General features: G+C 53.1%; 8 protein-coding genes, 4 tRNA genes and 3 rRNA genes. 2 read left to right on the top strand and 13 right to left on the bottom strand.

Annotation, left to right across the window (positions count from 1 at the left end; translation table 11 throughout):
- Positions 1–14 precede the first annotated feature (14 nt).
- The 3 genes from ilvM to ilvL all read right to left on the bottom strand — a co-directional run bounded on the left by ilvM (position 15) and on the right by ilvL (position 2,159).
- Complete coding sequence (ilvM, locus tag AAER43_RS22160) at positions 15–278, bottom strand: acetolactate synthase 2 small subunit (RefSeq protein ID WP_003860184.1); 264 nt, start codon at positions 276–278, stop codon at positions 15–17.
- Positions 275–1,921 (bottom strand): acetolactate synthase 2 catalytic subunit, encoded by a 1,647-nt coding sequence (gene ilvG / locus AAER43_RS22165; RefSeq protein WP_050862986.1) that lies wholly within the window; start codon positions 1,919–1,921, stop codon positions 275–277. Before ilvG ends, ilvM begins: the two co-directional genes overlap by 4 nt.
- Before the next feature lie 139 nt (positions 1,922–2,060).
- Complete coding sequence (gene ilvL / locus AAER43_RS22170; RefSeq protein ID WP_001311244.1) at positions 2,061–2,159, bottom strand: ilv operon leader peptide; 99 nt, start codon at positions 2,157–2,159, stop codon at positions 2,061–2,063.
- A gap of 341 nt (positions 2,160–2,500) precedes the next feature.
- On the opposite strand from ilvL, the gene AAER43_RS22175 reads away from it, so the two are divergent.
- Complete coding sequence (locus AAER43_RS22175) at positions 2,501–4,021, top strand: YifB family Mg chelatase-like AAA ATPase (RefSeq protein WP_050862985.1); 1,521 nt, start codon at positions 2,501–2,503, stop codon at positions 4,019–4,021.
- 29 nt (positions 4,022–4,050) lie between these two features.
- Here the strand turns inward: AAER43_RS22175 and AAER43_RS22180 are convergent, their stop codons facing one another.
- On the bottom strand, positions 4,051–4,389 hold the full coding sequence (locus AAER43_RS22180; protein WP_014885680.1) for a DUF413 domain-containing protein: 339 nt from the start codon (positions 4,387–4,389) through the stop codon (positions 4,051–4,053).
- A 118-nt stretch (positions 4,390–4,507) separates the two neighbouring features.
- On the opposite strand from AAER43_RS22180, the gene hdfR reads away from it, so the two are divergent.
- Positions 4,508–5,329: an HTH-type transcriptional regulator HdfR gene (gene hdfR / locus AAER43_RS22185; protein ID WP_050862984.1), complete on the top strand. Its 822-nt coding sequence runs from the start codon at positions 4,508–4,510 to the stop codon at positions 5,327–5,329.
- 92 nt (positions 5,330–5,421) lie between these two features.
- Here the strand turns inward: hdfR and AAER43_RS22190 are convergent.
- From AAER43_RS22190 to btuB, 9 genes are all read right to left on the bottom strand, one after another.
- Positions 5,422–5,497: transfer RNA gene (locus tag AAER43_RS22190), tRNA-Trp, on the bottom strand.
- 53 nt (positions 5,498–5,550) lie between these two features.
- Positions 5,551–5,627, bottom strand: a tRNA-Asp gene (locus AAER43_RS22195).
- Positions 5,628–5,683: 56 nt separating this feature from the next.
- Positions 5,684–5,799: ribosomal RNA gene (gene rrf / locus AAER43_RS22200) — 5S ribosomal RNA — on the bottom strand.
- 64 nt (positions 5,800–5,863) lie between these two features.
- Positions 5,864–8,767: ribosomal RNA gene (locus AAER43_RS22205) — 23S ribosomal RNA — on the bottom strand.
- Positions 8,768–8,947: 180 nt separating this feature from the next.
- A tRNA-Ala gene (locus AAER43_RS22210) sits at positions 8,948–9,023 on the bottom strand.
- A gap of 42 nt (positions 9,024–9,065) precedes the next feature.
- A tRNA-Ile gene (locus AAER43_RS22215) sits at positions 9,066–9,142 on the bottom strand.
- A 70-nt stretch (positions 9,143–9,212) separates the two neighbouring features.
- Positions 9,213–10,752, bottom strand: a 16S ribosomal RNA gene (locus AAER43_RS22220).
- Together the 16S, 23S and 5S rRNA genes with 4 tRNA genes alongside form the textbook arrangement of a ribosomal RNA operon.
- 383 nt (positions 10,753–11,135) lie before the next feature.
- On the bottom strand, positions 11,136–11,987 hold the full coding sequence (gene murI, locus AAER43_RS22225; protein ID WP_014885682.1) for a glutamate racemase: 852 nt from the start codon (positions 11,985–11,987) through the stop codon (positions 11,136–11,138).
- On the bottom strand, positions 11,932–13,779 hold the full coding sequence (gene btuB / locus AAER43_RS22230; RefSeq protein WP_050862901.1) for a TonB-dependent vitamin B12 receptor BtuB: 1,848 nt from the start codon (positions 13,777–13,779) through the stop codon (positions 11,932–11,934). The genes murI and btuB overlap by 56 nt, the downstream gene beginning before the upstream one ends.
- Positions 13,780–13,794 lie beyond the last annotated feature (15 nt).

The following is a 13,794-nucleotide window of genomic DNA, read 5'->3' on the forward strand; positions in this document are numbered from 1 at the left end:
TCGTCCTGTCACGCTTAAGCGCGGATTTGTTGTGATGTGGTTGTGCTCTGGCAGATGGCAACATGGGCAACGTCTACCAGTTTTGATAACTGACTAAACAGTAAGTCGACCGGCCGCGGGCTGGCAACGGTTAATTCGATACTGATGTTCTGCGCGTCGGTGGCCGTCTCCATATTCATAGAGCAAATCTGAAAACCACGATGACGGACCACACGCAAAACGCGTTCTAAGGTTTCCGGGTTGAAGCGAGCCTGCACGGCGACCTGATGTTGCATCATGATAATTTCTCCAGCATTTGTGAGTTACTGGCACCGGGCGGTACCAACGGCCAGACGTTCTCAAGCTCGTCGATTGAGACATGAAGCAGGTACGGCCCTTCGCTTGACAGCATGGTGTCGAGTGCCGCTTCAACCTGGTCTTTACGGGTGATGTGCTGGCCAGGAATGCCGAAGGCGCTGGCCAGGGTGAGGAAATCGGGGTTATCGGTCAGGGTGGTTTCGCTGTAACGCTCCTGGAAGAACAGCTGTTGCCACTGGCGAACCATCCCTAAACGCTGATTATCCAGCAACACGATTTTCAGCGGCAACTGCTTGCGCTTAACGGTTCCCAGCTCCTGAACGTTCATCATGAAGGAGCCGTCACCGGAGATACAGATAACCGTATCGTTCGGGCGAGCCACCTGCGCACCCACGGCGGCAGGCAGGCCAAAGCCCATGGTGCCTAAGCCGCTGGAGGTGATGAAGTTTTCCGGACGGGTGTAGGTCATGTGCTGGGCTGACCACATCTGGTGCTGGCCTACGTCGGTGGTGACGACGCTATCAGCCGGTTTACGGTCAGACAACTGTTTCAGCAGCAGCGGCGCGTAGATGGCATCGCCAGGATGGTCGTAACGCCAGGCGTGTTCGGCGCGCATCTCTGCGGCGTGCTGGCGCCACGCGCTGATATCCAGTGGCTGCGCCAGTGCAGGTAACAGCGTATTGAGATTGCCCTGCAGCGCGACGTGCGCCTGACGCAGTTTGTTCATCTCCGCCGGGTCGATATCCATATGGATAACTTTGGCATTTGGCGCGAAGGTATTCAGTTTGCCGGTAACGCGGTCGTCAAAACGCGCACCCACGGCGATGAGCAGATCGCACTCTTGCACCGCCAGGTTTGCGGCTTTAGTGCCGTGCATCCCCAGCATGCCGAGATAGTATGGGTCGTCTGCATCAACCGCACCAAGACCTTTCAACGTGCAGGTGGCAGGCATTTGCGTTACCGCGATAAATTCACGCAGGGCAGGCACGGCCTGCGCCATGCCGACACCCCCGCCGACGTACAGCATCGGCTGTTTCGCCTGCGCCAACATCTGGCGCGCCTCTTCAACCTCTGCATGCGGGAACGCATCGTCGCTTTCCACGGTGGAGAAGTGCGGTTCCAGTTCGCCGAGTGCAACCTGGATATCTTTCGGGATATCCACCAGAACGGGGCCAGGGCGGCCCGAGCTCGCTACTTCGAACGCTTCGGCCATTACGCGCGGCAGCTCATCCAGAGACTGGACAAGGAAGCTGTGCTTGGTGCAGGCCAGCGATAAACCAAGTACGTCCACTTCCTGGAAAGCATCGGTACCGATAAACGGGGAAGCCACCTGACCGGTGATCGCCACGACGGGCACGGAATCGAGCAGTGCATCAGCCAGGCCGGTAATCAGGTTCGTTGCGCCCGGACCTGACGTTGCCATGCACACGCCAGTTTTACCCGTCGCGCGGGCATAGCCGATAGCGGCCATTGCTGCCCCCTGCTCGTGTCGGCACAAGAGATGTTCCACGCCGCCGTCATACAGTGCATCGTAAATCGGCATGATCGCGCCACCCGGATAACCGAATACGGTCTCGACTCCCTGCGCGCGCAACGCATGTACAACCCATTGTGCCCCATTCATAGTTAGTTCCCCGTCATAAATCTGGAGAAACAGAATTTTATGCTAGTCGTCATGTCCTGCTCCTCGTTTACGTTTTTTAGTCATAAAAAAACCCCCGGACCTTTCGGTGCGGGGGTCTTAGTTCGTTAAGGCTTGATTTCTAAGCCTTTCCTCGTCCAAGTGCAGCCCCGCACGGTGGGATAATAATCACCACCACGCTAATCACGACCAGGCTAATCACTCGTAGAAGGGCTGTCATTTTCAGTTCTTTTTGCATCTTGTTCGAAGGAATACCTAAAGAGGTATCACAGTTTTTAAATCAAACACAAGATTTATTTATGACGCATTTGGTTAGGCCGCGAATCATATTTCTTAAAATCGTTGTTTTATATGGGGAAATTTAAGAATGAATATTTTTCATATTTTTACGACGGCGCTAACCATCAAAACGGCGCTTTTTACCTTCTGCGAGAAGTCTTCCACGGGTATGTAATGATTTCAGTGTGCGCTTAAAATCTCTGAATAAGAGCCGTAAATACGCAAAATGACGCTAAACAGACAAAAGAGGCACTGGTATAGTCGTACCAGGAGGTAGTGCAAATGTCACTGTCAGTTGTTTATACGCGTGCGGCTCTCGGGGTGAAGGCACCGCTTATTTCTGTAGAGGTTCATCTGAGTAATGGGCTACCCGGGCTCACGCTCGTCGGGCTACCTGAAACGACGGTTAAAGAAGCCCGGGATCGCGTTCGCAGCGCAATAATAAATAGCGGTTATACCTTCCCCGCGAAGAAGATCACCATCAACCTGGCTCCCGCCGATCTGCCCAAAGAGGGAGGACGATATGATTTACCTATCGCGATTGCGCTTCTCGCAGCCTCTGAGCAGCTTAATACGACCAGGCTAGGCTCGTACGAGTTTGTGGGAGAACTCGCGCTCACAGGCGCGTTAAGGGGCGTTCCCGGTGCGATATCGGGCGCGCTGGAAGCTATACGTGCAGGACGGCAAATCATTGTCGCGAATGAAAATGCATCAGAAGTGAGTCTTATCGCCGAGAAGGGGTGTCTTGTCGCAGGGCATTTACAGGAAGTTTGCGCCTGGCTGGAAGGGCGCCATGAACTGTCCGAGCCGGAAGAGTGTGACAATCTTATAGCCGATACCCCAGAGGATCTCAGCGAGATTATGGGACAGGAGCAAGGGAAACGGGCGCTGGAGATTACGGCCGCAGGTGGACACAATCTTCTTTTGATCGGCCCGCCTGGTACGGGTAAAACGATGCTGGCGAGCAGGCTGAGTGGCTTGCTGCCACCGCTCAATAATCATGAAGCGCTGGAAAGTGCCGCCATTTATAGCCTTATCAGTTCTACCTCCTTGCAAAAACAGTGGCGCCGTCGCCCTTTTCGTTCACCTCATCATAGCGCTTCACTGACGGCGATGGTCGGCGGTGGGTCTATTCCCGGGCCGGGTGAAATCTCACTGGCGCACAATGGCATTCTGTTTCTCGACGAGCTGCCTGAGTTTGAGCGCCGCGTCCTGGATGCCCTGAGAGAACCCATTGAATCTGGAGAGATACGCATCTCACGCACGCGAGCCAAAATAAGCTATCCCGCGCAGTTTCAGCTGGTCGCTGCGATGAATCCCAGCCCTACGGGTCATTATCAGGGCAATCATAACCGCTGTACGCCAGAGCAGACGTTGCGCTATCTGGGAAAGTTATCCGGCCCGTTTCTCGACCGTTTCGATTTATCCCTCGAAATCCCCCTTCCCCCGCCGGGCCTGCTCAGGCAAAAAGGCATCACGGGTGAAAGCTCAGCAGATGTACGCGAGCGGGTCATTGCTGCCCAGACGCGACAATATGCCCGTCAGAACAGGCTGAATGCGCGGCTGGATAATGCCGGGATCCGGCAGTTTTGTTCTCTTAACATGGAGGATGCGGTTTGGCTGGAGGAAACCTTGACGCGTTTTGGTCTTTCTATACGCGCGTGGCAGCGTTTGCTGAAAGTGGCCAGAACCATTGCTGACGTGGAGGGTTGTAGTGACATTCAGAGGAAACACTTGCAGGAGGCGCTGAGCTACCGCGCTATCGATCGTTTGCTGCTCCATCTGCAGAAGTTGCTGGCGTAAAAAAGGGGCCGTAGCCCCTTCTCATCATCTTAGTCATCAGACTCAGTGTAGTCTTCTGCGCCTTCCATCTGCGGCTTACCGCCGGAGAGCGTATGGAAGCGTTTTGGACGCTTAATGCGCGCCATGTACTTGATCCATACACGTTCTGCTTCAGACTGTGGCTCACGCTCGCCACGGCACACTAAGACAAACTGCTTTTCATCTTCAGTTGCGGGCTCACGCTTACCCAGATCCAGCTCGTTGAAGGCATAACCATGACGCTCAAGCAGCTGCGCCTCTTTGATGGTGAAATCGCCGTGACGAGAGAACCCGCGCGGATAATGTTTATTGTCGAAAAAACGATTAGTCGTCGTAAAGCTTTCCGCCATCCTACACGCTCCTAATTCTTTGGCCGAGCTATTTATGGCGCGGAGTATTAGTTACGCTTGACAGAGTGTAAAACAAAACATTTAAATCATAACGACAAATTATTTTGCGGAGAAAGATGTGGATACGGAATTGCTAAAAACTTTCCTCGAAGTGAGCAGAACACGCCACTTTGGGCGAGCAGCTGAAGCCCTTTACCTGACGCAGTCAGCGGTCAGTTTTCGTATTCGACAGCTGGAAAATCAACTGGGTGTGAATCTTTTTACTCGCCACCGCAACAACATACGTTTAACGCCTGCCGGTGAGAAACTGCTCCCCTATGCGGAAACGTTGATGAATACCTGGCAGGCAGCACGTAAAGAGGTTGCCCATACGTCGAGGCACAATGAGTTCTCGATAGGGGCCAGCTCGTCCCTGTGGGAATGTATGCTAAGTCAGTGGCTTACCCGGCTATATCGTTCTCATGAACATTTGCAATTTGAAGCCAGAATTGCGCAACGCCAGTCCCTGGTTAAGCAACTTCATGAGCGCCAGCTTGATCTTCTTATCACGACCGAAGCCCCCAAGATGGACGAATTTAGCAGCCAGATCGTAGGGCAGTTTGGTCTGGCACTTTATGCTTCTGAACCTTCAATGATGAAAGCCGATCTGACCTATTTGCGCCTGGAGTGGGGTCCTGATTTTCAGCAGCATGAGGCGGGATTGATAGCCCCAGATGATGTTCCACAGTTAACCACCAGTTCTGCCGAGATTGCCTGTCAGCAACTTCCCTTGTTGAAGGGTTGCACCTGGTTACCAGCCCGTTGGGCAGATACTAAAGCGGGGCTACATACCGTGATAGATTCAACCACCATTTCGCGCCCGCTGTATGCGATTTGGCTGCAAAACAGCGATAAGCAGTCGCAGATAAAAGATCTCTTAAAAATCAATATTATGGAATGATGCATCAGCCAGCAGGGAAGCTGGCTGAAAATTCAAGTGTGCCGTTGTATTTCAGGCAAAAAAAATCCTTTGCCGAAGCAAAGGATTCGATATGGCAGGGGCGGAGAGACTCGAACTCGCGACACCCGGTTTTGGAGACCGGTGCTCTACCAACTGAGCTACGCCCCTAAAGTTTTTTGCCATTAAGCCTGCCAGTGAGGCAGGCTTAATGTCTTAATAAGTGGCGGAACGGACGGGACTCGAACCCGCGACCCCCTGCGTGACAGGCAGGTATTCTAACCGACTGAACTACCGCTCCACCGAAGACTGCTTGTAACCACCGGATTTATGCACCGGCTTACTACTTAATTTGATGCCTGGCAGTTCCCTACTCTCACATGGGGAGACCCCACACTACCATCGGCGCTACGGCGTTTCACTTCTGAGTTCGGCATGGGGTCAGGTGGGACCACCGCGCTAAAGCCGCCAGGCAAATTCTGTTATCTGTATCAGGCTGAAAATCGTCTCTCACCGCCAAAACAGCTTCGGCGTTGTAAGGTTAAGCCTCACGGTTCATTAGTATCGGTTAGCTCAACGCATCGCTGCGCTTACACACCCGACCTATCAACGTCGTCGTCTTCAACGTTCCTTCAGGAGACTTAAAGTCTCAGGGAGAACTCATCTCGGGGCAAGTTTCGTGCTTAGATGCTTTCAGCACTTATCTCTTCCGCATTTAGCTACCGGGCAGTGCCATTGGCATGACAACCCGAACACCAGTGATGCGTCCACTCCGGTCCTCTCGTACTAGGAGCAGCCCCCCTCAATTCTCCAGCGCCCACGGCAGATAGGGACCGAACTGTCTCACGACGTTCTAAACCCAGCTCGCGTACCACTTTAAATGGCGAACAGCCATACCCTTGGGACCTACTTCAGCCCCAGGATGTGATGAGCCGACATCGAGGTGCCAAACACCGCCGTCGATATGAACTCTTGGGCGGTATCAGCCTGTTATCCCCGGAGTACCTTTTATCCGTTGAGCGATGGCCCTTCCATTCAGAACCACCGGATCACTATGACCTGCTTTCGCACCTGCTCGAGCCGTCACTCTCGCAGTCAAGCTAGCTTATGCCATTGCACTAACCTCCTGATGTCCGACCAGGATTAGCTAACCTTCGTGCTCCTCCGTTACTCTTTGGGAGGAGACCGCCCCAGTCAAACTACCCACCAGACACTGTCCGCAACCCGGATTACGGGTCTACGTTAGAACACCAGCCATTAAAGGGTGGTATTTCAAGGTCGGCTCCACGCAGACTGGCGTCCACGCTTCAAAGCCTCCCACCTATCCTACACATCAAGGACCAGTGTTCAGTGTCAAGCTATAGTAAAGGTTCACGGGGTCTTTCCGTCTTGCCGCGGGTACACTGCATCTTCACAGCGAGTTCAATTTCACTGAGTCTCGGGTGGAGACAGCCTGGCCATCATTACGCCATTCGTGCAGGTCGGAACTTACCCGACAAGGAATTTCGCTACCTTAGGACCGTTATAGTTACGGCCGCCGTTTACCGGGGCTTCGATCAAGAGCTTCGCGTTACCGCTAACCCCATCAATTAACCTTCCGGCACCGGGCAGGCGTCACACCGTATACGTCCACTTTCGTGTTTGCACAGTGCTGTGTTTTTAATAAACAGTTGCAGCCAGCTGGTATCTTCGACTGATTTCAGCTCCACCCGCAGGGGCTTCACCTACATATCAGCGTGCCTTCTCCCGAAGTTACGGCACCATTTTGCCTAGTTCCTTCACCCGAGTTCTCTCAAGCGCCTTGGTATTCTCTACCTGACCACCTGTGTCGGTTTGGGGTACGATTTCGTGTTACCTGATGCTTAGAGGCTTTTCCTGGAAGCAGGGCATTTGTTACTTCAGCACCGTAGTGCCTCGTCATCACACCTCAGCGTTAAAAGGTACCGGATTTACCTGGAACCTCCGCCTACATGCTTAAACCGGGACAACCGTCGCCCGGCTAACATAGCCTTCTCCGTCCCCCCTTCGCAGTAACACCAAGTACAGGAATATTAACCTGTTTCCCATCGACTACGCCTTTCGGCCTCGCCTTAGGGGTCGACTCACCCTGCCCCGATTAACGTTGGACAGGAACCCTTGGTCTTCCGGCGAGCGGGCTTTTCACCCGCTTTATCGTTACTTATGTCAGCATTCGCACTTCTGATACCTCCAGCAACCCTCACAGGCCACCTTCAACGGCTTACAGAACGCTCCCCTACCCAACAACACATAGTGTCGCTGCCGCAGCTTCGGTGCATGGTTTAGCCCCGTTACATCTTCCGCGCAGGCCGACTCGACCAGTGAGCTATTACGCTTTCTTTAAATGATGGCTGCTTCTAAGCCAACATCCTGGCTGTCTGTGCCTTCCCACATCGTTTCCCACTTAACCATGACTTTGGGACCTTAGCTGGCGGTCTGGGTTGTTTCCCTCTTCACGACGGACGTTAGCACCCGCCGTGTGTCTCCCGTGATAACATTCTTCGGTATTCGTAGTTTGCATCGGGTTGGTAAGCCGGGATGGCCCCCTAGCCGAAACAGTGCTCTACCCCCGAAGATGAGTTCACGAGGCGCTACCTAAATAGCTTTCGGGGAGAACCAGCTATCTCCCGGTTTGATTGGCCTTTCACCCCCAGCCACAGGTCATCCGCTAATTTTTCAACATTAGTCGGTTCGGTCCTCCAGTTAGTGTTACCCAACCTTCAACCTGCCCATGGCTAGATCACCGGGTTTCGGGTCTATACCCTGCAACTTAACGCCCAGTTAAGACTCGGTTTCCCTTCGGCTCCCCTATTCGGTTAACCTTGCTACAGAATATAAGTCGCTGACCCATTATACAAAAGGTACGCAGTCACCCCATAAAGAGGCTCCCACTGCTTGTACGTACACGGTTTCAGGTTCTTTTTCACTCCCCTCGCCGGGGTTCTTTTCGCCTTTCCCTCACGGTACTGGTTCACTATCGGTCAGTCAGGAGTATTTAGCCTTGGAGGATGGTCCCCCCATATTCAGACAGGATACCACGTGTCCCGCCCTACTCTTCGAGTTCACAACCTGTGCATTTTCGTGTACGGGACTATCACCCTGTACCGTCGGACTTTCCAGACCGTTCCACTAACACACAAGCTGATTCAGACTCCGGGCTGCTCCCCGTTCGCTCGCCGCTACTGGGGGAATCTCGGTTGATTTCTTTTCCTCGGGGTACTTAGATGTTTCAGTTCCCCCGGTTCGCCTCGTTAACCTATGTATTCAGTTAACGATAGTGTGTCGGAACACACTGGGTTTCCCCATTCGGACATCGCCGGGTCAAAGGTTCATATCACCTCGCCGGCGCTTTTCGCAGATTAGCACGTCCTTCATCGCCTCTGACTGCCAGGGCATCCACCGTGTACGCTTAGTCGCTTAACCTCACAACCCGAAGATGTTTCTTTCGATTCATCATCGGTTTGCAAAAATTTGAGAGACTCGAACACACATTAACTGTGTGTCGTTTCAATTTTCAGCTTGATCCAGATTTTTAAAGAGCAAAACTTCGCAGTGCACCTTTTCAGGTTCACTCTGAAGTTTTCTTGTGTTCGCAGTAAAAGATGGTGGAGCTATGCGGGATCGAACCGCAGACCTCCTGCGTGCAAAGCAGGCGCTCTCCCAGCTGAGCTATAGCCCCATCGTTTGTAATCTCTGTACCGCTCATCCTTTAAAAGGAGTTTGGTAGGCCTGAGTGGACTTGAACCACCGACCTCACCCTTATCAGGGGTGCGCTCTAACCACCTGAGCTACAAGCCTGCAGAGATTTTTACTGCTGTTTTTTCATCAGACAATCTGTGTGAGCACTGCAAAGGCAGGTTCTTTAAGGTAAGGAGGTGATCCAACCGCAGGTTCCCCTACGGTTACCTTGTTACGACTTCACCCCAGTCATGAATCACAAAGTGGTAAGCGCCCTCCCGAAGGTTAAGCTACCTACTTCTTTTGCAACCCACTCCCATGGTGTGACGGGCGGTGTGTACAAGGCCCGGGAACGTATTCACCGTAGCATTCTGATCTACGATTACTAGCGATTCCGACTTCATGGAGTCGAGTTGCAGACTCCAATCCGGACTACGACGCACTTTATGAGGTCCGCTTGCTCTCGCGAGGTCGCTTCTCTTTGTATGCGCCATTGTAGCACGTGTGTAGCCCTACTCGTAAGGGCCATGATGACTTGACGTCATCCCCACCTTCCTCCAGTTTATCACTGGCAGTCTCCTTTGAGTTCCCGGCCTAACCGCTGGCAACAAAGGATAAGGGTTGCGCTCGTTGCGGGACTTAACCCAACATTTCACAACACGAGCTGACGACAGCCATGCAGCACCTGTCTCAGAGTTCCCGAAGGCACCAAAGCATCTCTGCTAAGTTCTCTGGATGTCAAGAGTAGGTAAGGTTCTTCGCGTTGCATCGAATTAAACCACATGCTCCACCGCTTGTGCGGGCCCCCGTCAATTCATTTGAGTTTTAACCTTGCGGCCGTACTCCCCAGGCGGTCGACTTAACGCGTTAGCTCCGGAAGCCACGCCTCAAGGGCACAACCTCCAAGTCGACATCGTTTACGGCGTGGACTACCAGGGTATCTAATCCTGTTTGCTCCCCACGCTTTCGCACCTGAGCGTCAGTCTTTGTCCAGGGGGCCGCCTTCGCCACCGGTATTCCTCCAGATCTCTACGCATTTCACCGCTACACCTGGAATTCTACCCCCCTCTACAAGACTCTAGCCTGCCAGTTTCGAATGCAGTTCCCAGGTTGAGCCCGGGGATTTCACATCCGACTTGACAGACCGCCTGCGTGCGCTTTACGCCCAGTAATTCCGATTAACGCTTGCACCCTCCGTATTACCGCGGCTGCTGGCACGGAGTTAGCCGGTGCTTCTTCTGCGGGTAACGTCAATTGCTGCGGTTATTAACCACAACACCTTCCTCCCCGCTGAAAGTACTTTACAACCCGAAGGCCTTCTTCATACACGCGGCATGGCTGCATCAGGCTTGCGCCCATTGTGCAATATTCCCCACTGCTGCCTCCCGTAGGAGTCTGGACCGTGTCTCAGTTCCAGTGTGGCTGGTCATCCTCTCAGACCAGCTAGGGATCGTCGCCTAGGTGAGCCGTTACCCCACCTACTAGCTAATCCCATCTGGGCACATCTGATGGCAAGAGGCCCGAAGGTCCCCCTCTTTGGTCTTGCGACGTTATGCGGTATTAGCTACCGTTTCCAGTAGTTATCCCCCTCCATCAGGCAGTTTCCCAGACATTACTCACCCGTCCGCCACTCGTCACCCGAGAGCAAGCTCTCTGTGCTACCGTTCGACTTGCATGTGTTAGGCCTGCCGCCAGCGTTCAATCTGAGCCATGATCAAACTCTTCAATTTAAGTTTGATGCTCGTGAATTAAACTTCGTAATGAATTACGTATGTTCACTCAGAGACTTGGTATTCATTTTTCGTCTTGCGACGTTAAGAATCCATGTCACTTTGAGTGCCCACACAGATTGTCTGATAAATTGTTAAAGAGCAGTTGCAACGCGGCTTTCAGCTCACCGTTGCGAGGTCCCGTATATTACGTTTTCCTCATTCAGAGTCAAGCGATTATTTTTGCTTTTCTCTGTTGGCGTTCATCTCTGAACCCCGCTAACCCGGCGGCCTGTAAGCCGTTGCTCCGTGTCAGTGGAGGCGCATTATAGGGAGTTCTCAGACGTTGACAACCCCTCTTTTAAAAAAAACTTTCAACCGTCTCTTTTTTGCTCAAAACCGTGCTATAGCGCCAGTTTTTCGAGCGTTTGAAAGCCATAACGGCGTAAAACGGGTAAAAGTTGCTCAGTCTCTTTCGTAATTGCCATACAAAAAGCAATATTCGCATCGGCTGATTTCGCATCAGGCGCTTCATGTTCCAGCAGCCAGGCCGTACGACGCGCGATAGCCGCACCGGAATCCACCAGCCGTGTTCCCTCCGGTAGTACCTCTAACAGCTCTTCCTGTAGTAACGGGAAGTGGGTGCAGCCGAGCACAACCGTATCCGGGGGTTCGGGCATCCGCAACCATGGACGAAGAATACGACGCAGCTCGTCGAGTGATACCGCCTGTCCATGCAATTTCGCTTCGGCCATCTCCACCAGCTCTGCCGAACCGAGCATCGCAATCTGGCATTCGTTAGCAAAACGCTCGATCAGCTCGCGGGTATATGGGCGCTTTACCGTACCTCGCGTGGCCAGCAACCCCACAATGCCATTCGCCGTCAAACGTGCCGCAGGCTTGATTGCAGGCACGACGCCCACAACCGGGAACGGGAATTTTTCACGCAGGGCGGGAAGGGAAACGGTGCTCGCCGTATTACAGGCGATGACGGCCAGTGCAAGGGGATAGCGCTTTTGCACTGCGGTGACGATTTCAACCACGCGCTCGACGATAAAGTCCTCACTCTTTTCCCCGTACGGGAACGCGACATTATCGAAAGCGTAAATGTAATGGAGATCCGGCAGGAGATGCCGAATCTCATCATAGACCGAAAGCCCACCGACGCCGGAATCAAATACCAGCACGGTGGGACGCGGATTAGAAGGTGTAGCTGCCAGACAAGGTGTATTCCCGTCCTGCAGTTTGGTAGCCATAAACTGTCTCGTAATCTTTATCGAACAGGTTGGCTATTTTACCACGAACTGTGAGGTGTGAGGTGACAGGATACGAAACTGCGACATCCCACAGGCTGACACCACCCATTTTTACTTTCTCTGAAGGATAAGTACCAAAGTCAGTGTCGTAACGCGTACCGAGATAGTGATAAGTCAGGCTCCAGTCGAAATCAAAGATCTGCGTATCGAGCTGATATTTCACCTGCTGCTTAGCACGACGGTCCAGAAGTTCGTTGGTTGCTGCATTGCGGGCATCCACATAGTCGTAGCCCACAGTATGCGTCAACGGACCCGTATCAAACGATGCTGTCGCTTCCACACCTTTAATGCGTGCTTTACCGACGTTGTAATATTGCTGGAGGTTATTATTGAAGTCGATGAGATTATCAACGTCATTACGGTAGCCGGAAACGCGCCAGCTCACCCCCGCAGTCAGGCCTTCAAACGCGCCTTCCCACTGCTTGCTCTCTTCGGGATCAAGATGGTCATTGCCATAGAAGCCATAGAGTTGCCCCAGATTCGGTGCTTTATAGGCCGTACCATAAGAGGCAATGAAGCGGTAACCGTCCACGAACTCCCACGCTGCACTGCTTTGCCAGGTGCCATGACGACCAAACTGAGAGTTGTCATCGCTGCGAACTGCCCCTTCCAGAGTGACATCACCAAACTGCTGCAACCCCGTCAGGTAAACGCCGGTGTTACGCAAGTCATAGCCGTTGGTCACATAGTTTGTACCCGGTTCAGTGCTCTGCTTCTGCCAGTCAACGCCCGCGCCAATGTTCCCGTGACCCACATCAACAGAGTTGAGCCACTGGACGTTGTACTGTTTGATTTCATCCAGTGTCGCAGTCGAATCGTAACGGCCCAAACTCGGGTCGTAGTTATAGTCCTTGCTGTGGCTATAGCTGGTGAGCAGCTGTGAATGGAAGATGTCATCGTTGAAGCGCAATCCTGCATCCCAGGTCTGGCTATAGAGCTGACGGGTATCGACCAGTACGTCAGGCGTAAATGAACTGTAATAACCGTCGTAGGCCGTACGGTTGCTGTAGCCAAAGCCGCGAACAAATCCGCTCCACTGGTCTGAGAATGCGTGATCCACTGCGCCATAGAGCGTTTTATTCATAAAGCCGTCGCGATCGGTCTGGGCAAGGCCACCATTGTTGCCGTCCGCGACCACATCGAAACCTTTGGTATAGGTGTAATCACCCGCAAGCGTGACGCGCGTGCTGTCACCCAGCGTCTGCTGAGTGCTGCCGCCATAGTTTTGGTAACCGTGCGATCCTACGCCTGCATTCAGGGTCGTACCGTCCTTTGCGCGGGTGGTGATGATGTTCACTACGCCACCAATCGCATCCGAGCCATACACTGCCGAACGCGGGCCACGAACGTATTCGATACGCTGCACCAGAGCGATGGGGAACTGGCTGAGATCGGACGATCCCGTGACGCCCGCCTGGTTAAGACGGATGCCATCAACGAGAATCAGGACGTGGCTGGAGTTGGTACCACGTATAAAGAGAGAAGAGAGTTGACCCATCCCACCACTTTGCGCCGTATCCACACCGGGCAGGCGACGCATAACATCCAGGACTGAGGTTGATTGCCAACGGTCAATATCGGCACGCGTGACAACGGAGGTTGCCGCCAGAATAGTTTTTTCAGGTTGTTCAAAACGATTTGCCGTCACCACCAACGAGTCGGCGCTATCCTGCGCCCAGCTCGAAAATGCCGTGACGGACAGCGCCGTCAACAGCGATACTTTTTTAATCATTGTTAAAGCATCCAC

This window comes from Enterobacter sp. FUJ80071 (genome assembly GCF_038739915.1).
Classification (GTDB): Bacteria; Pseudomonadota; Gammaproteobacteria; order Enterobacterales; family Enterobacteriaceae; genus Enterobacter; species Enterobacter kobei.

Excerpts from the sequence above, each read along its gene's own strand:
- ilvM (WP_003860184.1), bottom strand. The coding sequence starts at position 278 with ATGATGCAACATCAGGTCGCCGTGCAGGCTCGCTTCAACCCGGAAACC.
- ilvG (WP_050862986.1), bottom strand. The coding sequence starts at position 1,921 with ATGAATGGGGCACAATGGGTTGTACATGCGTTGCGCGCGCAGGGAGTC.
- ilvL (WP_001311244.1), bottom strand. The coding sequence starts at position 2,159 with ATGACAGCCCTTCTACGAGTGATTAGCCTGGTCGTGATTAGCGTGGTG.
- AAER43_RS22175 (WP_050862985.1), top strand. The coding sequence starts at position 2,501 with ATGTCACTGTCAGTTGTTTATACGCGTGCGGCTCTCGGGGTGAAGGCA.
- AAER43_RS22180 (WP_014885680.1), bottom strand. The coding sequence starts at position 4,389 with ATGGCGGAAAGCTTTACGACGACTAATCGTTTTTTCGACAATAAACAT.
- murI (WP_014885682.1), bottom strand. The coding sequence starts at position 11,987 with ATGGCTACCAAACTGCAGGACGGGAATACACCTTGTCTGGCAGCTACA.
- btuB (WP_050862901.1), bottom strand. The coding sequence starts at position 13,779 with ATGATTAAAAAAGTATCGCTGTTGACGGCGCTGTCCGTCACGGCATTT.